We start from the raw sequence: 24972 nt of genomic DNA, 5'->3' as shown, positions 1-24972 counted from the left end.
TGCGCATGAAACTGCCTGCTTCAATCGCCTTCAGCGTCACCGCCCTGGCCTTTTCCATCGGTGCGATGGCGGCCGACACCTTTGCCCCCAAGCCTGACCCGCAGCAGGGTGACGGCCGGGTTTCTAGCTTCTACACCTGGAGCAAGGCGATCCCTGCCACCCCGGGCAAGCTGCTGCGCAGCGAGCCACTGGAGCAGGCATTGAGCCTCCCCAATGCCGCCAGCGCCCAGCGCATCCTCTACACCTCGCTGGACGGTATCGACGGCAAGACGCCGATCGTGGTCTCCGGCGCGCTGTTCATTCCCAAAGGCAAGGCGCCCGCTGGCGGCTGGCCGGTCGCCAGCTGGGGGCATGGCACGGTAGGCGTGGCGGATATCTGCGCGCCGTCGTGGGCCGGCCGCTCCTACCGCGATGTGCAGTACCTCAATCGCTGGCTGGCCGAGGGCTATGCCATCGTCGCCACCGACTACCAAGGCCTGGGTGTGCCAGGCGGTCACCCGCTGCTCAACAACCGCATGGCCGCCTACGGCATTCTCGATGCGGCCAAGGCTGTGGTCGCCGGCGTCCCGGGGCTCGCCGACAAGGTGCTGATCATCGGCCAATCCCAGGGCGGCGCCGGTGCCTTCGCCGCAGGTGCGTATGCCGCCACTTACGCGCCCGACCTGGGGGTCAAGGGCAGTATCGGCACCGGGGTGATCTACACCGTAGGTTCGAAGAACGTCGGTGAACAGGACCAGGACAAGGTCGACCCGGCCCTGGCCTATGGCTTCTATACCCTGCTCGCCGCGCAGCAGTACGACCCAAGCATCGATCCGCGCGATTTCTACACCGACAAGGCCTTGCCTCTGTTCGAGCAGGCCCGCACCAGCTGCCTGTCGTCGCTGGTCAGCGACGTGGTGGGCAGCGGCCTGACCCCTGCCAATGCCAAGAAGGATTACCAGGGCGACAAGCTAAAGCCATGGCTGGCCCAGGTGTCCTACCCGACCCTCAAGCTGGCCCAGCCGATCTTCATCGGCACCGGAGCCGAAGACAAGACTCCCGCCGCCGCCACCCAGGTTGCCCTGATGCAGGACGCCTGCAAGGCAGGCTCCGTGGTGCAGGGCCATTTGTACAAGGGCCTGGGCCATAGCGAAACGGTCAATGCGTCGCTGAAGGACTCGATTCCCTTTGCCCGCCAGGTCATCAACGGCCAGCCGGTAACGCCCAACTGCAGCCCAACCGTCCAGTAAAGAGGCCACCCCATGAGCATCGAGTTCTTCACCCGCCTGCCGCTGCATGGCGAAACCCAATACCTGCCCGGCGACCCGCGCAACCGCGGCGACTGGCACGCCGGCGGCCCCAGCACTGGCGCGGTTTCCGCCTTCGCCGTGGGCGATCACTTCAGCTACATCGACTACCTGGGGCAGATCGCCCGCGCGGCAGAGATCAACGGGTTCGGCGGCGCACTGATGGTCAATGCGCCGACCGGCGAGGAACCCTGGACCGTCTGCTCGCTGCTGGCCCGGGAAACCCGCACGTTGAAGTTCGTCACCGCCTTCCAGCCCTACCACTACACGCCCTGGGTGGCGGTGCAACAGGCCGCGACCTACCAGCGCGCCACCGGCAACCGCCTGGTGTGGAACATCATCAACGGCGGCTCGGATGCCATTCAGCGCCAGGTCGGCGACTTCGAGGGCCATGACCAGCGTTACGCCCGGGCCACCGAATTCATGGACGTGGTGCGCGGCTATTGGCACAACGAGCAATTCCATTACCAAGGCACCTACTACAGTGCAGAAGGCGGTGGCTTGCGTGGCCCGCTGAAAAAGGCCGAGCTGCCGCTGATCTGCACCGCCGGCTCATCGGAAGCCGCCCGCGAGTTCGCGGCCAAGCATGCCGACTTCTACCTGATGCGTGCCGAGCACCCGGACGAGATCGCCGCGCTGATCGCCGACATCCGTGCCCGTGCGCTGAAGTGGGGCCGCAGTGAGATTCGCTTCGGCCTGTCCATCGATGTGATCGCCCGCGACACCGAAGAGGCCGCCCTGGCCGAGGCCAAGCGCTTCTTCGACGAAGGCGTGGCCAAGGGCTCGGTCAAGGCCCGCGCGGCCCACGCCGGGCTGCGTACCGCACGCAAGCTGAGCTACGAACATGGCTACAGCGAGAAAGACGACCAGCAAGCGTACGACGACTTTTTCATCCACCCCAACGTCTGGACCGGATTCGGCTACATCGGCATCCCACCCGGCTGCGCGCTGGTGGGCAGCTACAGCAATGTGGTGGCACGCATCCGTGAGTACCACGGCATTGGCATCGACCTGTTCTTCCTGGCCGGCTACCCGCACCTGGAAGAGGCCTACCGCCTTGGCGAACACATCCTGCCGCACTTCCGTGGCGAGCGCGCAGCCCTTGCCCGCCCGGCCGCCACCGCCGTGCAACTGCACGCCAGCAATGGGGGCTGAGGCCATGGCCAGGGACGGTTACCCACTGAGCCGGCGCAGCTTCCTCGGGCACGCCGGGATACTGGCCGGCGGCCTGCTCAGCGGTTGCGGTGCCGACGACAGCCCCGGCAGCGCTGTCGCCGACCAGCCACGCTACGGTGGGCGTCTGCGGCTGGGCATCATCGACGGCAACCAGAGCGGCAACCTCGACGCCCACAAACCGGTTGGCAGCGGCATCGTGCGCGGCTTTGCACTGTACAGCAAACTGTGGGAATGGGATGAGCAGATGCAGCCGCGCCTGGCCCTGGCCGAATTCGCCGAGCCCAACGCCGATGCCAGCGGCTGGACCTTGCGCCTCAAGCCGGGGCTGGAATTCCACCACGGCAAGACCATCGATGCCGACGACCTGATCTTCTCCATCCGCCGCCTCACCGACCCGCAGCTGGCCTCGCCCTATGCCGCCCTGCTGCATTGGGTCGACCGCGACAACCTGGTCAAGCTCGACTCGCGCACGGTGCGCCTGGCCTTCCGCGAGGGCCGCAGCTTTTTGCCGCTGCCAGAAACCTGGGTCAACTTCGGTGGCATCGTGCCGGTCGATTATCACCCGGTCACCAACCCCGTTGGCGCCGGGCCCTACAAGCTCGAGCGGTTCACCCCGGGCCAGCGCTCGCTGTTCAGCCGCTTCGCCAACTACTACAAACCTGGCAAGCCGTACGCCGACGAGCTCGAGATCATCGATTTCAAAGACCAGACCGGCCGACTGGCGGCCTTGCGCGCCGGGCAGATCGACATGGCCAACGTCATGTCCACCGAACACCTGCAGGTGTTGCAGGCCGACCCGCGCTTGCGCCTGCTCAAGTCGGTGAGCGGCAACTGGCTGTCGTTCGACATGAACACCGCCAAGGCGCCGTTCGACGACCCGCGGGTGCGAGAGGCGTTCCGCCTGCTGGCCGACCGCGAGGAGCTGGTGCGCCGTGCGCTGAACGGCCAGGGCCGGGTGGCCAACGACCTGTATGCACCGTTCGACCCGACGTTCGATCATGGCCTCGGGCCGCGCCCGCACGACCCGCAACGGGCTTCGCAGTTGCTCAAGGAGGCGGGCCAGGAGGGCCTGCAGGTGGAACTGGTCACCACGCCGGGGCCCGGGCTTGCCTCTGCGCTGGTACTGGCCGAACAGGCCCGGCGCATCGGCGTGACCATCACCGTGCGCCAGGTCGACCTCGCCACCTTCCAGGGGCCGCAAGGCAATGACTGGACCCTGAGCACCGGTGGCAGCATCGGCGCGCCATTTTTGGCCAGCGCCATGCACACCGATGCGCCCTTCGCCGTGGCCAACAAGACCCACTTCCACGACCCCGAATTCGCCGAAGCCTTCCTCGCCGCCATGGCCCAGCCGGACCTGGAAAAACGCAAGGCACTGGTGCACCGCGCCCAGCGTATCCAGTACCAGCGCGGCGGCATGCTGATCTGGGGCTATGCCGACCTGCTCGACAGCGTCAGTACCCGCGTAGGCGGCGCACAGGCCGAGCAATCGCTGTTCAGTACCTGGCGCTTCGAAAGCCTGTGGCTGAAAAGCTGAACGGCCGGCCGCTAGCGGCCACCCGCTGAATCCCCCAACCGCAGGCGCGGCTGCGCCCTCGCTTTTTCCCTTTCCCGAACAGAACGAGGCCCAGCCACATGCTCCGCGTTGCCCTGCTGCACCCGACATTCAGGCCCAGCTCGCTGGCCCTGGCCATCCTGGCCACCAGCGCGCCCTTGGTCCAGGCCGAAGACACGCAACTGCAAACAGTGACCGTGCAGGCCCGGCAGGCCGATGACGATGCCCTGCCCTCCCGGCCACCGGCCTCGATCTACGGCGGCCTTGAAGCCAAGGTGCTCGACACCCCGCGCTCGGTCACCCAGATCAACGCCGAACAGCTGGCCCGCGACCCGATCCGCAGCTCGGACGACCTGGTCAAATATGCCCCCGGGATCACCCGTGGGGGTGGCCAGAACGCCGGCATCGCGCCGCAGATGCGCGGTCAGAACAGCGAGGTGTTCCAGGACGGCCAGCGCGCCTATGGCGTGCGCCACCCCGCCAACTTCAACGCTTATGAGGGCGCCGACATCGTTGCCGGCCCCTCCTCGGTCAGCTACGGCTCGGTCAGCGGCAGCGGCGGCTACGTCAACTACCTGAGCAAAAAGCCTGACTTCAACCAGTTTCGCACCAGGCTCAGCGGCGATATCGGCAGCTGGATCCCCGACGGCGAATCGCGGGACGCCACCCGTTTCAGCATCGACAACACCGGCCCCCTCAGCGACAGCCTGGCCTACCGGGTCAGCATCACTCGCCAGCGCCAGGAAGATTTCTACGACAACGTCGAAAACAACTTCGACGCCTTCTATGGTGCGCTGGCGTTTCGCAACGACAGCGTGCGGGTGGACTGGAACGCGGCCTACGATGACTATTTCGACTACAACATCACCCATGGCTGGAACCGCGCCAGCCAGGAGCTGGTAGACCACGGCAAGTACTACGCTGGCCGCGCCACGCCGATCATCCAGAACGGCAAGGCATTGTGGTCGCCGGTGCTGTCTTCAGGTGCCGCCGACGCCCAGGTGCTCGGCTGGGTGCAGCGCCAGCGCAATGCCCAGGGCCAGTATGCAGTGGTCAATGGCACCTTCCAGAACGCCTCGCCCAACACCCAGGCCAGCCCCGGCAGCCTGCGCGGCTGGGTCTACGACCCCTCGCTGGCGGGCAATGGCCTGACCTCGCTGTCGTCGCAGACCGGCCAGCGGGAACAGGACCAGAACCGCTCGCGGCGCTTCACCACGCAGCTGCGCGTCGAAGGCGAGCTGACCCCGGCCATCACCCTGGCCAACAGCACCTTCTACCAGCATTCCACCGACACCACCGATGCGGTGGGGGCATTCCAGGTACAAGGCAAGGACGACATCTTCGACAACCGCTTCGAGTTCCGCGCCCGCGGCCAATGGCAACTGGGCGGCCTGACGCTGATCGATGACAGCAACACCGGGCTGATCTACCGGCGCGAGACGAACGAATCGATTGCTGCAAACAACAGCTTCGGCTCTACCATCAACGCCTACGACCTGACGCTCGACCCAACGCTGAAGAACCCCGGTGACCTGCTGGGCCTGGCCGGGCGCAACCCCGCTGGCGGCAACGCAGCCTGGATCGGCCAGCCGGGCGTGCCGCAGTTCTCCCATTATTACGGCTGGCTCAACCTGCCGGCCATGTACCCGGCCGGCCACGGGCTGTACGCCGAATCGGTGGCGCCCTATACCGCCGACAGCACCTGGACCACTCGGACCTTGTTCAGCCAGCACAACCTGCGCCTGGGTGAGCGCGTAGGGCTGAACCTGGGCGCCAGCCGCAGCTGGATCGACGCGCACATCGAAAACCCCTTCGTCCTCGCCGGCGGCAACCCGCGCAAGGACGCGAACAACTACCGGTTGTTCTCGGTACAGGTCAGCCCCTATTTCAAACCCTCGGAGAACAGCACGCTGTACTACACCTTCGATCGCTCGCTGGCGGTCAATACCGGCTTCTTCACCAATGGCCTGGGCTGGGGCAGTGGCGCCGGGGCCAACCAGCTGAACCCGCTGGCCTTCGAAAGCCTCAGCGTGCTGCATGAGCTGGGCCTGAAGGTCGAGGCCATGCCTGACCAGTTGTTCTTCACCCTGGCTGCCTACCGCCAGGCCCGCGACCAGGCGCCAGACAGCAACAACAACATCGCCCGGCTGATCGTCAAAGGCTGGGAAGCCACCCTGCGCTACCAGGACGAGCACCTGCGCGGCGGCCTCAACCTCAGCCGCATCAGTGCCTACAACGAGTTCACCAGCCAGGCGGGTTTCGCCTCGGCCGGCTTCATCCCGGACAACGGCACCGTGTTCGGCGACAACAACAGCCTCAACCAGCGCCCGTCCGGCAAGTTCGATGCGGTGCAGATTCCTGAATACAACGCCGGCGGTTACATCGACTACCGCTTCGCCTCGGGCTTTGGCGTGGAGCTGTCGGGCTGGTGGACCAGCAGCTGGTACCTGAACCTGAGCAAGACGGTGAAGGTGCCTGACGAGTACAACCTCGACCTCGCCGCTTACTACCGCCAGCCCCAATGGGGCGTGACCTTGCGCATGCTCAACGTCACCGATGAGCTGAACTTCGTCAGCGGCCTGGCCGGCTCGACCAACACCTTCCTCCAGCCCATGCCGGGCCGCACCCTGCTGGCACAGGTGGATTACCAATTCTGATTCCCCCACACAAGGCCATGCCCATGTCCATTGAATTCGTCGGTATGATTTTCCCCCGCCAATGGTCGGAAACCCGCGGCGTACGCACGCCCGACTTCGACCTCCCGTTCATCCGCCATCATGCCCGCGCCCATGAGCACGCTGGTTTCGACCGGGTATTGATCGCCAGCGGCCCGGGTAGCGCCGACAGTTTGCAGATCGCCGCCTATGCCGCCGCGCACACCGAACGCCTGGGCTTCATGATCGCCCATCGCCCGGCCCTGACCGCGCCCACGGTGGCGGCACGGGCTTTCGCTACCCTTGACCACACCACGGGTGGCGGGCGTATCCGTTTGCATGCCATCACCGGGATCACCGCCGAGCCCCAGGAAGGCGACAGCCTGCTGGACAAGACCGAACGCTACCGGCGCACCGATGAATACCTGGACATCGTTCGCCGCACCTGGACCGCCGAGGAACCGTTCGATTTCGAAGGCCGCTATTTCAACATCAAGGGTGCATTCTCACCGGTCAAGCCCCTGCAGCAGCCGCATATCCCCATCTCCTTCGGTGGTTCGTCCGACATCGCCTATCAGATTGCCGTCAAGCACGCGGACCTGTACGCCCTGTGGGGGGAACCCCTGAGCGGCGTCGCCGAGCAGATTGCCAAGGTCAAGGCAGCGGCCAGCGCCGCCGGCGTTGCAGCACCACGGGTCAGCCTGTCGGTACGGTTGATTCTCGGGGCCACCGAGGAACAGGCCTGGCAGCGCGCCGAGCAGATCCTGGCGCAGATCAAGGCCAACCCACAGTTCGCCGCCGACAGCCCGTGGCAGAAGCGGATCAAGGGCACCGGCTCCGAGCGCCTGCTCGCCGCGGCGGCGCGCGCCGATCGGCATGACCGCGCGCTGTGGATGCCAACCGCGACGGCGGTCGGCGCTTACGGGGATACCACGGCACTGGTGGGTACGCCCGAGACTGTGGCGCAGGCGCTTCTGGATTACATCGACCTGGGCGTGACCACCTTCCTCAACCGCGGTTATGACCCGCTGTATGACACGGTGGACTATGGGCGCTGGATCATTCCGGCTGTACAGGAGGAGGTGCGGCGCCGGCAGGCCAGGTTTGCCGGTCAGGTGTAGCTGCAAGCGAAAGGGCTGCCAATGCAGCCCTTTGGCTTGCGCCCATTGCGCCAGGCAGAGGGTCAGTCTGTTGCCAGACTCGGTGAATGCTCGATCAGCGTGCGGGTATAGGCGGCAGCCGGCTGCCCAAGCACCTGATCGGCCGAACCCTGCTCTACCACCCGGCCCTGGCGCAACACCAGCACCCGATCGGCAATCGCCCGCACCACACCCAGGTCATGGGTCACGAACAACAGCGTGAGCCCTTCGTCCTGAAGCCTGCGAAGCAGCGCCAGGATCGAGGCCTGCACCGACACGTCCAGCGCCGAGGTGATCTCATCGCAGACCAGTAACTTCGGCTGGCAGATCAACGCCCGGGCAATCGCCACCCGCTGCCGCTCGCCACCTGAAAGGCTGTTGGGGTAAAGCTGCGCAATGCTCGCCGGCAACGATACCCGCTCCAGCACCGCCTCGACCCGGTGCTGCGCCTGTGCGCCACGGATACCGAAGAAATGCGCCAGCGGTGCGCTCAGGATCTGCCCGATGGTCTGGCGTGGGTTAAGGGCCCGGTACGGGTTCTGGAACACGTACTGGATCTGGTGGCGCTGCCGCACATCGCGTTGCCTGGCGGCCAGTGCCAAGGGTTCGCCCGCGTAGCGAAGCTGCCCCTCGACGTTCTCACCCAGCCCCGCTATGGCCCTGGCCAGGCTGGTCTTGCCCGAACCGGACTCACCGACCAGCGCCAGGCATTCACCCTGGCGTACGGCGAGCGAAACATCGAACAGCACCTGACGGTCATAGGCCACCTCCAGGCCTCGTACCTCAAGCAGCGGCGTTGCCTCATGCGTCGCGACAAACGTGGCGGCTGTCTCGTGCAAGGCCATCGACTCGCGCAGCGGCGCCAGGCAGGCTACCTGATGGTCCGAAGCGTGGCCAACCAGAGGTGGCTCGATCACCGCGCATTCGGCACGGCGCCTGGCACACCGGGGCGCGAAAGCACAGCCTTGAGGGCGCTGCCCGGGCGCCGGGGCATGCCCGGTAATCGCCTGCAACGGCTGACGCCGGGCAATGTCGGGGATGGCCGCGAGCAAGGCACGGGTGTAGGGGTGTGCCGGGGCCCTGAACAGCGCATCGCGCCCGGCCACCTCGACCAGCCTGCCGGCGTACATGACTATGACCCGGTCGACCAGGTCACGCACCACCGCCAGGTCGTGGGTCACGTACAACGCCGCCACATCCTGGCTGCGGCACAGGCGCTTGAGGGTAGCGAGCACATGCGCCTGGGTGGTGACGTCGAGCGCCGTGGTCGGTTCGTCCAGCACGATCAGCCTGGGCCGCAGGACAAACGCCAGCGCCAGCATCACCCGCTGCTGCTGGCCGCCGGACAGCTGGTGCGGGAAGCGCCGCAGAAATCCCTGGTCATTGGGCAGACCGACATCGACCAGGGTGTCGCCGATGCGCCGGTCTACGCTGCCCCGGTCCAGCATCGGCTCATGCGCCAGCAGGGTTTCACGCAGCAACGTGCCAATGCGCAACGCCGGGTTCAATGCCGTGGCCGGGTCCTGGGCGACGTAGCCGACCAGGCCGCCACGCGCCAGGCGCAGTGCTTCGCCCTGCAGTTCGAGCAGCGCCTGCCCGGCCACTTCGATATGCCCCGCGACGATCCGTGCGCCCTGCCGGGCATGGCGCAGCAAGGCGGTAGCCAAGGTGGTCTTGCCCGAGCCGGACTCGCCCACCAGGCCGACGATTTCCCCCGCCGCCAGGCTGAACGAGACGTTGGCCAGTACATCGACCTCGCCCGCCAGTTCCACCCTCAGGTCGTGAACCTGCAACACGTCGCGGCTCATCTTCAACCCTGCATTCATGGCTGTATTTCCCCGATCCGTGCACTGACCCGGCCGATACCTTCGGCCAGGATATTGGTGCCATAGGCGAATACGCCGATCAGCAGCGCCGGCGCCAATACCGCCCACGGCTGCACCAGCAGCCCGGCCTGGTTCTCGTTGATCATCAAGCCCCAGTCCGCCGCTGGCGGTGCCACGCCATAGCCAAGAAAACTCAGGCCCGAAAGCATGCCCACCGCCCAAGTCAGCATGTTGCCGAAATGGACCAGCAGCGGCGTGAGGATGTTCGGCAGGATCTCCTTGAACAGGATGCGCCAGCGCGGGTAGCCCATCATCTGCGCGGCCTCGACATACTCCTGCCCGGCCACCGCCACCGCGCTGCCCCGCGCCAGGCGCACCACGCCGGGGGTGAATGCAACGGCCACGGTCAGCACGATCAACCATGGCGCACGGCCGAGCATCGAGACGATCAGCAGCACCAGGATCAGGTCCGGGAAGGCCAGCGAAACATCCGCGGCCCAGCTGATCGCCTGGTCCAGCCGGCGCCGCGACAAACCTGCCAGCAGGCCCAGGCTGGCACCGACCAGCAAGGCCAGCGTCGCCGCTGCCAGCGACATCCATAGCACCGACAGGCCACCGCTGAGCAGCCGCGACAGCAGGTCGTGGCCCAAGAAGTCATGACCCAGCGGTGCGTCGGCACTGGGAGGCCCGTACACAGGCCCAAGCATCGCGGTTGGCGCATGCGGTGCCAGCCACGGGCCAAGCAGTGCCAGCAAGGCCACCAGCAAGGTGATCACAGCGCCGCGCCGCACCTGCGGCTCGGCCATCCAGCGGGAATCAGTCATGCCGCGCCTCCTGGGCAGGTGTGCTACGTGTTCGCCGCCACCAAGGGCGGATGCCGCGCCGGTTGCGTCGGATCATCCTGACCCGGCGTGCGGTGCGCAGCCTGGGGGTCAGCAGCACCGTCAACAGGTCGGCCAGCAGGTTGATCAGCACCACCGCCAGGGTGATGACCAGCACCACGCCCTGGATCATCGGCAGGTCGCGCATCTGGATTGCGGCATTGAGCGCGGTGCCGATGCCGGGATAGCTGAAGATCACCTCGGCCAGCAGCGCGCCGCCGACCAAGGTGCGCAGGGTCAGCGCCACGCCCTGGATGGCCGGGGTAAGGGCGCTGGGCAACGTATGGCGCCAGACGATACGCCGCTCGGGAATTCCCCGCAGGCGTGCGGCAACCACGTAGTCGGACTCCAGCGCTTCGATCATCGAGGCGCGCACCATGCGCGTGAGATAAGGCAGCGCCGACAGGCTCAGGGCGATCACTGGCAGCACCAGGAACTGCAGTTGGCGCCACAGCGGTTGCTGCGGGTCGAGGATCGAAACCGCCGGCAGCCAACCCATGCCGGGCATGGAAAACAGCAGCACCAGGCCGATGGCCAGCAAAAAGCCGGGCGTGGCCTTGAGCAGGATCAGCGCCGACAGGCCCCAGCGGTCCAGCGGCCGGTCGCGGCGCAGGGCCAGGCTCACTCCCAGCAGCAGCGCCAGCGGCACCACCAGTGCCAGCACCCCGGCCAGCAAGGCCAGGGTATGGCCCAGCCGACCGAACAGCAGCTGCGCCACCGGCAGCTGCGAATCCAGCGAAGTGCCCAGGTCGCCGCTGAGCGCCGCGCCGAGCCAGCGCAGGTACTGCACCCGGATCGGCTGGTCGAGGCCAAGCTGGCGTTGCAAGGTCAGGATGCTTTCCAGCGGCGCATCAGGGCCGAGAATCACCCGCGCCGGGTCCGAGGGCAGTGCCTGGGTGGCGATGAACACCACCAGGCTGATCACCCAGGCGGTCAGCAGGCCGTAACCCAGCCGGCCAACGAACCAGGCCAGCCAGGCGGGTGTGCGGAGGGAGCGTTGGGCGTGATCAGGCATGGTTCAACCAGAGTTCGTCGAAGCGCCAGGAGGCGAAGGTGGTTTGTTCCGGGGCCAGCCCGCCGACCTTGGCAGAGGCGGCATCGAGCACGTCCGAGAACCCCCAGATCAACAAGCCGCCGCGTTCGTGCTGGATGGCCTGGGCCTCGTGCACCAGGGCCTTGCGCCGCTCGAGATCGGGCTGGGCCAGGGCCTGCCGGTACAGCTCGGTGAAGCGCGGGTCGTGGAAGTTGCTGCGGTTGTAGATGGCCTGGGGCGCATCGTTGTGCAGCGCGGTGGCGAGAAAACCACGCGCCGGCGTCGAGCCCGGCGACAGTTGCCACTGTTCGCGCTGCGGGCCATTGAACACGGATGCGTCGACCTGGTTGACCTTGACCTGGACCCCGGCCTTCTGCGCCTGCTGCGCGAACACCAGTGCAGCGTTGACGCCAGCTCCCGGCGTGGTGGTCAGCTCGACACGCAAGTCCTCTTGCCCCGCCTGGCGCAGCAGCGAGCGCGCCTGATCGAGGTCGTAGGGACGTTGGCCGATGGCGTGGTTGTAGGTCGGGTCGTGCGGCGAGTAGAGGTCGTTGGCAATCCGGCCAAAGCCGTTGAGGCCACGCGCCACCAACTCCTGGCGGTCGGCCAGCAGGCGGAACGCCTGGCGCACGCGCAGGTCCTGGAACGGCGCCTTGGCCAGGTTCAGGTTGAAGCCGGTGAACGACGTGGTGGGCGATGCGTACAGGCGCAGACGCGGGTCGGCCTTGAGCAAGGCGCTGTGCTCGGCTTGCACGCCGCTGGCCACATCGATCTGCCCGGCGCGCAACGCTGCCGCGCGCGAGACCTGATCTTTGAATTCGATGATTTCCAGCTCGTCGGCATAGGGCTGGTTGGGCTTGTAGTAGTTTTCGAAACGGCTGTAGAGCGAGCGCTGGCCAGGGATGAAACTCTTTAGACGATACGGGCCGGCGCCGACCGGGTTGTACTGCGGGTGATAATCGGTGGGCACGATGCCACCGAAGCTGATCAGCGTTTCATCCAGCGGATAGAAGCTCTGCCCCTGCTTGAAGCGGACCTCGATGGTCCGCGCGTCCAGCTTGCGCAGCGCCTGGCGGTCGATCGCGCCAACCAGCCCGGCAAACGGCGAAGCCAGTTGCGGGTCGGTCAGGCGCAGGATCGAGAACAGCATGTCATCGGCGCTGATGCTCTTGCCATGGTGGAACTCCAGGCCCGGCTTGATACGGATGGTCCAGGCACTGGCATCGGCATTCGGTTCGGCAAACTCGGCCAGGGCCAGGCGTGTGCTGACATCGGCGTTCCACTCCCAGAACTTGGCATACAGCGCCCAGCCACGGATGATGCCGCCGCCCACCGGCTTGTGCGCATCGAGGTTGCCCGCCTGGTCGCCATCGATGATGCCCACCCGCAGGCGGCCGCCGCGCACTGGCGTACTCGTCAGCGGCGTACTTCCCGCTGCCACAGGCGCCCCGCCGTCACAACCACTGAGCAGCCCGCCGCCAAGCAGCAGGCCGCCACCGACCGTCAGGCTGTTGCCGAGAAACGCCCGGCGCGAAAACAGCTCGCTCATCACCCTCTCCTCACGCCGGTTGCGCCACGCTCGGCGCGGTTGCCACGCCCAGGCGCGGCACGTCGAAGCCGTGGTCCAGGTCCAGCAGCGGGAACAGCAGGTCGGCCACCCGTTGCGCTTCATCGATCAGCGGGAAGCCCGACAGGATGAACGCCGAAGTGCCCTGCGCTTCGTACTCTCGGATGCGTGCGGCGACCTGCTCGGCGCTACCGACCAGGTAAGTCCCTGCGGCGGGCCCGAGCAGGTTGAAACCGAACAGGCTGGGGCCGAGCCAGACATTGGGATAGATCTCCAGCTCGCGCGCCGTGGGCAGGCGCCCGGCGCGGATGCTGTCAAGGTTGCGCTGGATGCGCGGGTCATCACTGACGTAGCTGTCCAGGCTCTGGCCGGGTGGCAATTGACGCTCGATGGCCGCCCGCGCCGTGGCCAGCGACGTGCGCTGCAACAGCCGTTCGGCATGGGCCCAGGCTTCTTCCTCGGTCTCGCGGACGATGACCTGCAGGCGTGTTCCATAAGTCAGCTCGCGGCCGATCTTCGCCGCCTGCTCCGCCACCCGGCGGAATTTGTCACCGAGCTTCGGCGGTGTGTCGGCAAAGCTCAGGTAGACGTCGAGCAGTTGCACCGAGTGGGCCACACCCGGCGCCGATGTACCCGCGCCCCACAGCGGGATGCCGGGCTTCTGCCGCGGCGGGTGCCAGCCGCCCAAGGGGTGCCGGGCCGCTGCCGGCGAACGCGGCGACAGCTTGACGTAGCGCCCGTCGAAGCCGTCGGTTTCCCCGGCATAGAAGGCCTGGAAGGCGCGCCAGTATTCCAGGCTGAAGTCGTAGCGCTCATCGTGCGGGTAATGCACGCCCAGGGTCGCCAGGCCGGCATCGTTGCCATTGACCACATTGAACAGCAGGCGGCCGTTGGAGAACTGGTCGAAGGTCAGCGCCCATTTGGCCAGCACCGCCGGCGATAGCTCACCGGGGTGCTGGGCCACCAGGAACCGCAGGCGCGAGGTAGCATCGATCAGCGCCGCCGAAACCGCCAGGCTTTCGTTTGGACTGGAGCCGAGCAGCGAGCCGTAATAGCCCAGGCGATCGGCTGTCACCGCCAATTGCTTGAGGTGCTGGAAATCAGTGTTCCAGCGCCCTTCCGGCTCCCAGGGATAGGGGCCGTCGGGGGTGGTCAGGTACCAGAGGATCTTTACCGCCATGTCGAGAGTCCTTGCTTTGGCTGTGAGGTTGGCCAGCAGGCTTGCGGGGCACGTTGCGCCCCGCCAGCCGAATCAGCTGCGCCGGTCGATGCCGGGTACCAGGCCCAGCTCGGTCGCCCGCTCGTACAGGCCGCTCATTTTCCATTGCTGGGTGAGCACGCCCGGTCCGTAGGGGCGCGAGCCGCCCAGCGCATCGGCAAGCAGCTGGATCTGTGCGCCCTCCTCCAGCAGCAGGATGAACTCCGCCGTGGCGCGCAGGCCCTGCTTGCCCCACACGGTAGAGCCGCCATTGGCTTCGAGAATCGCCAGGTTGAACGGGTTTTCGGCGATCTTTTCCAGAATGAAGTCCACTTCTGCCTGACGCCGGTCGATGTAAACCGGCAACTCGCGGGCCAGCTGATAGCGCTGCACTGGCACGTAGTGGAACGGCAAGGTGCGGTGGGTCTGGGCCCAGGCCCCGAGGTACGGGCTGTGCACATGGGACACGGTGGTGACATCGGCGTGGGTCTGGAACAGCTTGGTGTAACGCCCCAGCCCACGCTTGCCCTTGCCGACGATGACGTTGCCGGCGAAGTCGGTAACGGTGGCCTGCAGCGGCTTGCGGTGGTTCCATGGGCCACCGTAGTTCACCGACACCAGCAACTCCTCGCCCGGCACACGTTCGATGAAGCCCACGGTACCGTTGGCGGTGATGGTGTTGGTTTCGCGGAATACGGTGAAGGCCGCCTCGGCCTCGGCGACCACCTGGTCGATGAAGGTTTGCAGTTCGGCGGTGACGGGGCGTTCGTTGATCAGTACGGTCATGTCGATTCTCCGGATACGGTGTCAGGCGCGGCGCTGGGCCAGCAGTTCTCGGGCAGCTTGCAGGGGGCGCGGATCGACCCAGTCGGCGATATCGAAATCGCCTTCCAGGAAGCCGTGCAGGTAGAGGAAGGTCTTTTGCTTGCCAAGGAAATCCAGGCGCTGCGCAGAAAGGTCCGGCGCCAAGGTGGTGTGGAAGTTGCCCCGGTAGGCTTCGGCCACGCCCTGGCTGCCAGCGCGGGTCTCGTCTTCGAGGAAGTGGTTCAGCGCCTCGCGGTTAGCGGCAGCCCACTCGGCAGCGCGCAGGGTCTGGGCAAGAAAGCGCACCACCAGCGGGTAGTGGTGGTCGAGCAGGCTCTGGTGCACGGTGATAGGCCGGGGCGTGCCGTTGTTGATGCGATGGCTCGGGTCGGGCAGCAGGTCGAGGTCGACGCCCACCACCAGGCCCAGCCGGCGCGCCGCATCGGCCGCCGCAGCGCCTTTGACGTACACCGCATCGACCTCGCCGCGAGCCAGGTACTCGAGCCCCGACCACAGGCGCTGCAGGCCCAGCTGCGCGGTGGTGGCGTCGGCCTGGTCGAGCAGTGCCACCTCCACCAGTTGCACGTCGTCCAGCTGCAGCCCGGCCGAGGCCAGCGCGCCTTTGTAGCCCTGCAGGCTCATGGCCCGGGCGATGCTGCCGGGGCGGCTGTCGCCCCACGCTGGCAGGGCCAGGCGCTTGCCGCGCAGGTCGGCGGCACTGCGGATGTCCGAGTCCGGGCGAACCAGGATGGTCTGCCATTCCTCGATCCAGGTCAGGCCGATCAGACGGCTCGGCGAACCTGCGGCACGTGCGGCCAGGGCCGGCACGTTGCCGCCTTCGCGAAACAGCCCCGGGAGCTGATGATCATAGTGATGATGGCCCAGCTGACGAGCCTCCTGCAGGGTCGAGACCGGCAGGCCGTCACGGGCGAATTCTTCCTCCAGCCAGCCGAGCTTGAAGGCGATCCCCGAGGCGGTCGGGACCGGGCAGCGGGTGAACCAGATGCGGTCGAGGGTGGCAATGCCGTCCGCAGGCGGGATGGGAGTAGCGAGGGTCATGAAGTGGCTCCTTGGGCGTCGTCCTGGCCCGTTTGCAGTGTGCGTGCCAACCGCTGCAAGCCTTGATTCACGGGGGCCTTGCAGCGGCCAGCAAGCGCCGGCTGCTGGGCTGGGAGCAAAACTGCGGGCCGGGTGCTGCCAGATCAGCACAGCACCTGCCGGCAGCTGTTGCCCAAGCAGCAGTGACGAGGCTGAGGCCTTGTGCCATGGGGCATGGCGGGCGATGGCAAAGAACTTGCTCAAGGCTCACAGGCAAACGCCCTGGCCTTTCCAGACAACCTTCGAGACCCCCCATGAGCGCCATCGAACCCAATCCCACCCAGCGCCTGAACAGCGAAGCCGATGCCATCGCCGCCGCCCGCGAGGTCGCCGCGCAAATCGCCCTGATCGCCGCCGACCCCGCCAACAACGGCCAACTGCCTCGCCGCCAGGCCGACTTGCTGTCGAGCAGCGGCCTCACCGCCATCGGTGTGCCGGCCGCGTTCGGCGGCCTCGGCGCCTCGGTGCAGACCATCGTCGAAACCGTGCGGCTGATTTCCACCGCCGATGGCGGCGTCGGCCAGTTGCTGCAGATCCACAACGTGATGCTGCGCGGCATCTTCACCGGTTATGCCGATGACGTTCGCGACCGCCTGATTGCCGACGTGCTCGCCGGCAAACGCCTGGGCAATGCCCTGGCCGAGGTCGGTGGCAAGAACAAGTTCGCCCTCAAGACCCGCGTCGAGCGCCGTGCCGACGGTAAGCTGGTGCTCAATGGCAGCAAGTTCTACTCCACTGGTGCATACCTGGCCGACTGGATCTCGCTGACCGCTGCCAGTGAAGACGGTGGCGTCGGCGTGTTGCTGCACCGCGACACACCCGGGCTTACGCTGGTCGACGACTGGGCAGCCTTCGGCCAGCAGAACTCGGTAAGCGGCACGGTCAATTTCGACGACATCGTCCTCGATGAACGCTACCTGTCGCGCCGCAGCGGCCCAATGAAACGCACCGGGCTGACCTTCCCGCAAATCCTCCACGCCGCCATCGATACCGGCATCGCCGCCGGCGCGTTGCAGGCCGGCATCGACTACCTGCGCGAACACGCCCGTGCCTGGGTCGAAAGCGGCGTCGAGCGGGCCAGCGACGAACCCCATGTGATTCGCCAGATCGGCGAGTACGCCGTGGCCCTGCGCGGCGCCGAATCGCTGCTGCGCGATGCCGCCCGCGTGTTCGACGCCCATGAGCGCGACCCGGAGAACAAGGCCCTGCAGGACGAGCTGATCCTGTCCGTGGCCACCGCCCGTGCGCATTCCGACGCCGCGTCGCTGAAGATTTCCAGCGACCTGTTCTCGTTGCTCGGGGCCAGCGCCTCGTTGAGCAAATGGAACCTGGACCGCTTCTGGCGCAACGCCCGTGTACACACCACCCACGACCCGATCCGCTGGCGCCTGCACAACGTCGGCAACTACTACCTCAACGGTGCCGACCCAGGCGAGTACACCGCCGTGCTCAACGCCAAGGAAGCCCAAGGCGCAACGCGCCGCTAACCCCAATGCAAGGGCCGCCGTGCGGCCCCGGTACCGAGTCTCTCCATGAACCACCCCCTCCTGCGCGCCTTGGCCATCTACCGTGAAATGCCCTGGCGCTTCGCGCTCGTCACCGCTTTGTACATCGCTGGCAACCTGGGCCTGGTCTGGCAGCAATGGCTGATCGGCCATGCGGTCAACGATGTCAGCAGCGGCCGTGCCGTGATACCGATGGCTGACGGCACCCTGGATGCCACCCTGGCCTGGCATTGGCTATGGCTGCTGCTGGCCATCGCCCTGGGCCGCGGCCTGCTGCAATACGCGGCGGCGGTGCTGTCACTGGTGCTTAGCCAGGCCCTGCTCACGCGCCTGCGCGCCCGTATCCTGACCCAGGTACAGCGCCTGCATCTGGGCTACCACTGGCGCCACGGCATGGGTGAGCTGGTGACCCGCACCACCCGTGATGCCGACAAGGTACGTGACGCACTCATCACCTTCTGGCGGCAGATCATCGAAACCCCGCTGGTAGTAATGGCCGCCGTCGGCCTGCTGTGCTGGTACGACCTGCTGCTGGGGTTGGTACCGCTGTTGCTGACCGCTGCCGGCCTGTGGCTGTTCGTGGTCCAGACTGATCGCCTGGTCAGCCTCGACCGTGCGGTCGGTGCGGCCTACGACCAGGTCAGCCAGGACCTGGCCGAAGGCATCGGCGGGGTGCGGGTGATCAAGGCGTTCGGCCTGGAACAGCAGCGCATCGAACGCTTCGCCCGCCAGGTTGGCGTGTTCACCGGGCATGCCCGCGCCGCACTGGGCTACGCCAGCTCGCGCATTCCGCTGCCCCAGGCGGTGGTCGCACTCGGGCACGTGTGGATTCTGCTGTACGGGGCCCATCGGGTGGCAGCCGGCGCGCTGGGCATCGGTGAGCTGGTCACCTCGTTGCTGGTGGCCACCACCCTGGTGTTTCGGATCGAGGGCATAGGCCGGGTCATGCAGACCTTCGCCGACGCCCGCGCCAGCGCCGAGCGCATCTGGCAACTGCTCGACGAACGCCCGGCAATCGTCGCTGGCCCTGCCCCGCTGCCGACAGGGCCGTTGGGGCTGAAGCTGCAACAGGTGCGGGTCGGTGCGGTGGCAGGCGGTCGCGACGTGCTGCACGACTGCTCGCTGACCGTACAGCCCGGCGAAGTGGTCGCCCTGGTCGGCGCTACCGGCACCGGCAAGAGCCTGCTCGCCAGCTTGCTGCCGCGCCTGGCCGATGTGCAGCACGGCGCTGTGCTGGTCGGCAGCGACGCAACCGGTTGGCACGATGTGCGCGGCCTGGACCTTGCCGAACTGCGCCGCAGGGTGCAGGTGCTGGCTCAGGAAACCTTTCTGTTCTCCGACAGCCTGGCCAGTAACCTGCGCCTGGCGGCGCCGCAGGCGAGCACGGCGCAATTGCATGAGGGCCTGCGCCTTGCCGCTGCCGAAGACGTGCTCGAACGCCTGCCACATGGCCTGGATACGCCGTTGGGCGATCGCGGCGTAACCCTCTCCGGCGGCCAGCGCCAGCGCCTGTGCCTGGCCCGCGCGCTGCTGGCGGCGCCGGACATCCTTTGCCTGGACGACGCCACCAGCGCCCTGGACGCGTTGAGCGAACGCCGGGTGCTGGACAATATCCGGCGTCTGCGTGGCGATGCCGGCCACGGCCCGACCCTGCTGCTGATCAGCAGCCGCCTGTCGACGCTGCTGCTGGCCGACCGCGTGCTGATGCTGGAGAACGGCCGCATCAGCGCCAGCGGCAGCCATGCCGAGCTGAGTGCCAACAACCCACACTACCGTGACCTGCTGGGGATCGACCATGACTGATGCGCGCAACAAGACGCCCAGCGATATCGAGATCGAGCAGCACCTGGCCCGCCAGGCACTGGACCGCAGCATGTTGCAGCGCTTGCTGCCGCTGTTGCAGCCGATTCGTCGGCAGATCCTCGCCGTCATCGGTATCGAGCTGCTGCTGGTGTTCACCGTGTTCCTGCGGCCCTGGTTCGTCCGCGAGTTGCTCGATAACGGCCTGCTGGCCGATGGCGGGCGCTGGCTGCTGGACGAACGCCTGGTGCTGTGGCTGAGCCTGGGCCTGGCGGCCAGCTGGCTCGGGCGCTTTCTGCTCGCCGGGGTGTCACAGTGGATTGCCGGGCGCGCAGCCATTCGCGTGCTCAACGACCTGCGAATCAAGGTGTTCGCCCACGTCCAGGCACTGTCGGTGAGCTACTTCGACCAGACCCGCGCCGGGCGCATCATCTCGCGCGCCGACCGAGATGTGGATGCACTCGAGCCCTTGCTCGTGCAGGGCCCGCCGGAGCTGCTCGGTGCCCTGCTGCGCTGTGGCCTGGCAGCAGTGATGCTGTGGCGAATCGAACCCGCCTTCTTCTTCAGCCTGGCCGCCACGGTGCCACTGCTGGCCATCGCCACCTGGCGCTTCAAGCGGGTGTCCCAGCGCAACTGGGCCAAGGTTGCCGAACAGCGCAGCCGCTTCACCGCACACCTGGTGGAGAGCGTCAGTGGTGTGCGGCTGATCCAGCAGTGCGGCCAGGAGCAGGCCAACCAGGTGCGCTACCAGGGCCTGCTGGAGGACTTCAACCAGGCATTGATCCGCGGCAGCCTGCGTGCCGGATGGTTCGCGCCGTTCACCGCGCTGCTCAGCACGGCGGGCATGGCGGTGCTGTTGCTGGTAGGTGGCTATGGCCTGGCCGAAGGCAAGGTCAGCGTCGGCCAGGTGGCCGAGAGCCTGTTCTATGTGTTCCTGTTTCTCGGGCCTTTGCAGGAGCTGTCGGACCTGTTCGAGCGCTACGCCACCGGCAGCGCCTCGGCGCAGCGGATCTTCCTGCTGCTCGACACCCGCCCGCAGGTGCTCGACCCACCGGCGCCACACCCGCTGGCCAGAGCGCACGGCCAGGTGGACTTCGAGCAGGTCGGCTTCGCGTATGCCGCCAATGGTACCCGGCCGGTGATCGACCAGCTGGACCTGCACATCCGGGCCGGCGAGGTACTGGCCCTGGTCGGCCCCTCCGGGCATGGCAAAAGCACCCTGGTCCAGCTACTGACGCGCTTCTACGAGGTACAGCATGGCGCAGTGAAACTGGACGGCGTCGACGTGCGCGGGCTGGCCCAGCGCGACCTGCGGCGCAACGTCGGCGTGGTGCTGCAGGACAACGTACTGTTCAGCGGCAGTATCCTCGACAACCTGCGCCTGGCCGCGCCGGGTGCCGACGACGCCCGACTGGTGGCGGCGGCGCGCGAGCTGGGCGCCGACCAGGTGCTCGAACGCCTGCCGCAGGGCTACCACAGCGAAGTCGGCCCGCTCGGCGGGCATCTGAGCCACGGCCAGCGGCAACTGGTGTGCCTGGTACGCGCCTACCTGGCCGACCCCGCGGTACTGGTGCTGGACGAAGCCACCTCGGCGGTGGACGTGCACACCGAGCGGCGTATCCAGCAAGCCCTGCGCCGGTTGTGCCAGGGGCGCACGGCAATCATCATCGCCCACCGCCTGGCGACCATTCGTGACGCCGACCGGATTGCCGTGATCAGCCACGGGCGCGTTGTCGAGCAAGGCGCGCATGCCGAGCTGATCGCCAGGAACGGGGCTTACGCGGCACTGCACGAGGCTTACCTGCGCAGTGCCGGCGAGGCCCTGCCGGCGCTCGTGCCGGCCTGACTCCTGAGTGCGCCGGCCACTACCCGGGTACGCTCGGGGAGTGGCCGGCACGTCCATGCTGCTCTCACAGCATCCGCTGCTTCCCGACTGCTGCCACAGCAGCACCTCGAACGGCTCTGGCAACGCAACCCCCCGCGCCACAGGCCCCGGCGCCGCATGGCACAGCGGTTGCACCACCCTCGTCATTCCACACCCTCCCCCTTCAGGAGCCCCCATGACCACCGAATTCTTCTGGCGCCTGCCGCTGGGCACCGACGGCCCGCAGCTTTCCACTGACAGCCACAACCGTGGCAACCCGCAGCACCGCCCAGGCCACATCGCCCCCGGGCGTCTGCCTGATGGTTCACGCGACGGGTTCACCTACATCGACTACATCGCCCAGGTGGCCAAGGCCGCCGAGCTCGCCGGCTTCGAGGGCGCCCTGCTGCCGACCGGGCCGGAGCCCTGGATCGCCGCCGCAGCGCTTGCCCGTGAAACCCGGCGCATCCGCTTCCTGATCGCCTTCCAGGCCACCTGGACCTTGCCCGCCTACGCCGCGCAACAGGCCGCCATCCTGCAAAACCTCAGTGGCGGCCGGCTGGACTGGAACATCATCACCGGCGGCAACCCGGCCAGCCAGCGCGCCAATGGCGATTTCCTCGAGCACGACTTGCGCTACCAGCGCACCGGCGAGTTTCTCGATGTGATCCAGGGCCTGTGGCAGAACGACAGGTTCTCTTACGAAGGCCAGGTCTATCGCCTTGAGAACGGCAGCCTGCCAGCGGGGCTGCAACACGAACGCAAGCCGGGCGTGTACTTCTCCGGCTTTTCCGATGCCGCGCTGGAGGTGGCCGCGCGCCATGCCGATGTCTACCTGAACTGGGCCGAGCCGATCGACAAGCTCAAGCCGCATATCGAGCGGGTCCGCGAACTGGCGGACAAACAAGGTCGCACGGTGCGCTTCGGCCTGCGCGTCGATCTGTTCGCCCGTGAAACCGAGGAACAGGCCTGGCGCGAACTGCGCCAGCAGTTCGAGCGCCTGGAAGGCAAGGCCAGCGCCTCGGCCAAGGGCTTCGTGACCGGCTCAGACTCGGTCGGCGCAGCCCGTCAGGCGGCCTATCACCAAGGCGTGCAGGGCTTCGACGAGCTGATCCTGGCGCGTAACCTCTGGGCCGGTTTCGCCAAAGCCAAGCCCGGCCCGACCGTGGGCCTGGTGGGCAGCCACCAGCACATCGCCGAACGCCTCGCCGAGTACCGCGAGGCCGGCTTCAGCACGTTCATCCTCGCCGCCAACCCGCACCTGGAAGAAGCCCTGCGCATCGGCCAGGAAGTGCTGCCTCTGGTCCAGCAAGGCCCGGCATCCGCCCCCCTGAAGGCCAGCGCCTGATTACCTAGGAGCAGCAACATGAGCGAACCCTTGGAAACCCTCTGGTATACCCGCTGCCCGGTGCCGACCGGCCTGGGCATCGCCGTCCAGCAAGGCTGGCTGCAGGATGACCTTGCTCGCCTGGGCACCCAGGTGCAATCGTTGCGCGAAGCCGAGCAGCAGGCGGTGCGCGAATCGCATTTCGACCATAGCCTGCGCAACTCGGTGCGCCACGGCGGCAGTATTCCGGCCATCTGGGCCCGTGCCCAGGGCCGCGAAACCCGGGTGATCGGGCTGTCCTGGGCCGATGAGGCTCAGTTGATCCTCACCCGCCCCGACAGCGGCATACAGCAGGTCAAGGACCTCAAGGGCCGACGCTTCGGCTTGCCCGACTGGGGCGCGGCGCAGATCGACTTCACCCGTGCCCAGGCCCTGCGCGGCCTGGAGAATGCGCTGAAACTCGAAGGGCTGCAGGTCGGTGATGTCGAACTGGTCAACTACCGCTACGACGGCACCTTCAGCGACCGCCCGGTGCGCAACGTCGCCGGTACACCGGTCTCCAGCACCCAGAGCGAGGGCCGCAACCTGGAGCTTGCCGGACTGCTGCGCGGCGAGGTGGACGCGATCTTCCTGAAAGGCGCCAGCGCGGTGCAACTGGCCCATGCCTTTGCCCTGCGCACGGTGATCGACACCGGCAGCCATCCCGATCCGCTGATCCGCAGCAACAACGGTACGCCACGCACCCTCGCGGTAGACAGCCACCTGCTCGAGCGGCACCCGCAGGTCGCCACCACCCTGCTCGCCTCGGTACTGCGTGCCGAGCGCTGGGCCCAGCAACACCCGGACGACACCCGTCGCTACCTGGCGCGGGAAACCAACAGCAGCGAATACTGGGTCAGCGTCGCCTACGGCAGCGACGCCCACCTGCGCCTGAGCACCCGCCTGGACGAGCAAGCCATCGTGGCCTTGCAGGACTTCGTCGAATTCCTCAAACGCTGGCGCTTCATCCCGGCGCGTTTCGATGTGCGCGACTGGATCGACCCGCGCCCGCTGGCCCAGCTGCTGGCCCCCATCAACCTGGACAGGAAGCCCGTCACGCCATGAGCAAGCCTTTGCAAACCCTTTGGTACACCCACAGTCCCGTGCCGACCGGCCTGGGCATCGCCGTGCAGTCCGGGCGGCTGGCCGAGGCCTTCGCGCCGTTCGGCACCAATATCCAGTCGCTGCGTGAGTCCAGCGAACGCGAGGTACGCGAAGCCCACTATGACCACCACCTGCAGAACTCGGTGCGCCACGGCGGCAACATCCCGGCGATCTGGGCCTATGCCAGCGGCGTCGACACCCGCGTGCTGGGGCTGTCGTGGAGCGACGAGGTGCAACTGATCCTGACCACCGAAGACAGCGGCGTGCGCAGCATCCGCGACCTGAGGAACCGGCGCTTCGGCCTGCCCAAGTGGGCCAACGTGCAGATCGACTTCACCCGCGCCCAGGCCCTGCGTGGGCTGGAAAACGCCCTCAAGCTCGAAGGGCTGGCGGTGGCCGATGTCGAACTGGTGGATTACCCCTACGGTGGTACCTACAGCGATGATGCAAAGCAGCATCTGTATGGTGCCGAAGTGAGCCTGGGCACCAGCCGCTTCAGCCGCCGCAACAACGAACTGATCGGCCTGTTGCGCGGCGACATCGACGCGATCTTCCTCAAGGGTGCCCACGCCGTGCACCTGGCCCACGAGTTCGGCCTGCGCGTGGTGGTCGACACCGGCAGCCACCCCGACCCGCTGATCCGCAGCAACAACGGTACCCCGCGCACCCTGACCGTGGACAGTCACCTGCTGACCGAGCATTTCGATGCCAGCCGTACCCTGGTCGACACTGTGCTACGGACCGAGCAGTGGGCCTGGGCCAACCCGGATGACACCCGGCGTTTTCTCGCCCGGGAGCTGAACACCAGCGAATACTGGGTAGCTGCCGCGTATGGCGACGATGCCCACCGCCGCCTGCGGACCACATTGGACAGCCGCTCGATCGAGGCCCTGCAGGACTTTACCGAGTTCCTGTTCAGGTGGGGCTTCATCCCGCGCCGCTTCGATGTGCGCGAATGGATCGACTTCAGTGTGCTGGAGAGTGTGATCGGCTCGACTTCACGGTTGGCTGTGTGACGCACCGGGGGCTTCGTGCCCCCGTTTTCTTTCAGTCGATGCTGCTGCCTGACCAGCACCTGCTGCCCCAGCAGCAGCCGCCAAGCACCCCGCTGCTGCC

At 67.0% G+C, this 24972-nt stretch carries 18 protein-coding genes; 11 read left to right on the top strand and 7 right to left on the bottom strand.

Annotated elements, in window-relative coordinates:
• Positions 1 to 5: 5 nt before the first annotated feature.
• The 5 genes from ACQKPS_RS03075 (at position 6) to ACQKPS_RS03055 (ending at position 7792) form a co-directional block, all read left to right on the top strand.
• A complete protein-coding gene (locus ACQKPS_RS03075; RefSeq protein ID WP_427602648.1) occupies positions 6 to 1229 on the top strand; it encodes a lipase family protein in 1224 nt (407 codons plus the stop codon).
• Between the two features lie 12 nt (positions 1230 to 1241).
• Positions 1242 to 2441 (top strand): LLM class flavin-dependent oxidoreductase, encoded by a 1200-nt coding sequence (locus tag ACQKPS_RS03070; protein WP_427602646.1) that lies wholly within the window; start codon positions 1242 to 1244, stop codon positions 2439 to 2441.
• 4 nt (positions 2442 to 2445) lie between these two features.
• Positions 2446 to 3999: an ABC transporter substrate-binding protein gene (locus ACQKPS_RS03065; RefSeq protein WP_254485475.1), complete on the top strand. Its 1554-nt coding sequence runs from the start codon at positions 2446 to 2448 to the stop codon at positions 3997 to 3999.
• 98 nt (positions 4000 to 4097) lie between these two features.
• Entirely contained in the window at positions 4098 to 6674 is a 2577-nt protein-coding gene (locus ACQKPS_RS03060) for a TonB-dependent receptor plug domain-containing protein (protein ID WP_254485476.1), read from the top strand.
• Between the two features lie 23 nt (positions 6675 to 6697).
• A complete protein-coding gene (locus ACQKPS_RS03055) occupies positions 6698 to 7792 on the top strand; it encodes an LLM class flavin-dependent oxidoreductase (RefSeq protein WP_427602643.1) in 1095 nt (364 codons plus the stop codon).
• Between the two features lie 62 nt (positions 7793 to 7854).
• On the opposite strand, the gene ACQKPS_RS03050 is transcribed toward ACQKPS_RS03055, so the two are convergent.
• From ACQKPS_RS03050 to ACQKPS_RS03020, 7 genes are all read right to left on the bottom strand, one after another.
• Positions 7855 to 9636, bottom strand: coding sequence for a dipeptide ABC transporter ATP-binding protein (locus ACQKPS_RS03050; protein ID WP_427602641.1), 1782 nt, complete (start codon positions 9634 to 9636; stop codon positions 7855 to 7857).
• Positions 9633 to 10460: an ABC transporter permease gene (locus ACQKPS_RS03045; protein ID WP_254485479.1), complete on the bottom strand. Its 828-nt coding sequence runs from the start codon at positions 10458 to 10460 to the stop codon at positions 9633 to 9635. The genes ACQKPS_RS03050 and ACQKPS_RS03045 overlap by 4 nt, the downstream gene beginning before the upstream one ends.
• Positions 10453 to 11532 carry an ABC transporter permease gene (locus ACQKPS_RS03040; RefSeq protein WP_427602638.1) on the bottom strand — a complete coding sequence of 360 codons (1080 nt, stop codon included), beginning with the start codon at positions 11530 to 11532 and terminating at the stop codon, positions 10453 to 10455. The genes ACQKPS_RS03045 and ACQKPS_RS03040 overlap by 8 nt, the downstream gene beginning before the upstream one ends.
• The gene (locus tag ACQKPS_RS03035; RefSeq protein ID WP_283724311.1) at positions 11525 to 13099 is read right to left on the bottom strand and encodes an ABC transporter substrate-binding protein; all 1575 of its coding nucleotides are present in this window, start codon (positions 13097 to 13099) and stop codon (positions 11525 to 11527) included. The genes ACQKPS_RS03040 and ACQKPS_RS03035 overlap by 8 nt, the downstream gene beginning before the upstream one ends.
• A 10-nt stretch (positions 13100 to 13109) precedes the next feature.
• Positions 13110 to 14297: an LLM class flavin-dependent oxidoreductase gene (locus tag ACQKPS_RS03030; RefSeq protein WP_254485482.1), complete on the bottom strand. Its 1188-nt coding sequence runs from the start codon at positions 14295 to 14297 to the stop codon at positions 13110 to 13112.
• Between the two features lie 72 nt (positions 14298 to 14369).
• On the bottom strand, positions 14370 to 15101 hold the full coding sequence (locus ACQKPS_RS03025; RefSeq protein ID WP_254485483.1) for a class II aldolase/adducin family protein: 732 nt from the start codon (positions 15099 to 15101) through the stop codon (positions 14370 to 14372).
• A 21-nt stretch (positions 15102 to 15122) separates the two neighbouring features.
• The gene (locus ACQKPS_RS03020; RefSeq protein WP_313201094.1) at positions 15123 to 16178 is read right to left on the bottom strand and encodes an ABC transporter substrate-binding protein; all 1056 of its coding nucleotides are present in this window, start codon (positions 16176 to 16178) and stop codon (positions 15123 to 15125) included.
• 293 nt (positions 16179 to 16471) lie between these two features.
• Between ACQKPS_RS03020 and ACQKPS_RS03015 the strand changes: the two genes are divergently transcribed.
• The 6 genes from ACQKPS_RS03015 (at position 16472) to ACQKPS_RS02990 (ending at position 24872) form a co-directional block, all read left to right on the top strand.
• Positions 16472 to 17704, top strand: coding sequence for an acyl-CoA dehydrogenase family protein (locus ACQKPS_RS03015; protein WP_254485485.1), 1233 nt, complete (start codon positions 16472 to 16474; stop codon positions 17702 to 17704).
• Between the two features lie 45 nt (positions 17705 to 17749).
• Positions 17750 to 19525, top strand: a complete 1776-nt coding sequence (locus tag ACQKPS_RS03010; protein ID WP_254485486.1) for an ABC transporter ATP-binding protein — start codon at positions 17750 to 17752, stop codon at positions 19523 to 19525.
• Positions 19518 to 21368: an ABC transporter ATP-binding protein gene (locus tag ACQKPS_RS03005; protein ID WP_427602636.1), complete on the top strand. Its 1851-nt coding sequence runs from the start codon at positions 19518 to 19520 to the stop codon at positions 21366 to 21368. The genes ACQKPS_RS03010 and ACQKPS_RS03005 overlap by 8 nt, the downstream gene beginning before the upstream one ends.
• A gap of 214 nt (positions 21369 to 21582) precedes the next feature.
• The gene (locus ACQKPS_RS03000) at positions 21583 to 22734 is read left to right on the top strand and encodes an LLM class flavin-dependent oxidoreductase (protein ID WP_427602635.1); all 1152 of its coding nucleotides are present in this window, start codon (positions 21583 to 21585) and stop codon (positions 22732 to 22734) included.
• An 18-nt stretch (positions 22735 to 22752) separates the two neighbouring features.
• Positions 22753 to 23817: an ABC transporter substrate-binding protein gene (locus ACQKPS_RS02995; RefSeq protein ID WP_427602634.1), complete on the top strand. Its 1065-nt coding sequence runs from the start codon at positions 22753 to 22755 to the stop codon at positions 23815 to 23817.
• Positions 23814 to 24872 carry an ABC transporter substrate-binding protein gene (locus tag ACQKPS_RS02990; protein ID WP_427602633.1) on the top strand — a complete coding sequence of 353 codons (1059 nt, stop codon included), beginning with the start codon at positions 23814 to 23816 and terminating at the stop codon, positions 24870 to 24872. The genes ACQKPS_RS02995 and ACQKPS_RS02990 overlap by 4 nt, the downstream gene beginning before the upstream one ends.
• Positions 24873 to 24972 lie beyond the last annotated feature (100 nt).

Origin of the sequence: Pseudomonas sp. NPDC086566 (genome assembly GCF_050280885.1) — a bacterium.
In the GTDB taxonomy this organism is placed as follows: domain Bacteria; phylum Pseudomonadota; class Gammaproteobacteria; order Pseudomonadales; family Pseudomonadaceae; genus Aquipseudomonas; species Aquipseudomonas vlassakiae.
Note: the sequence above shows the minus strand (reverse complement) of the source record. Positions and strands in the feature narration are given on the sequence as shown.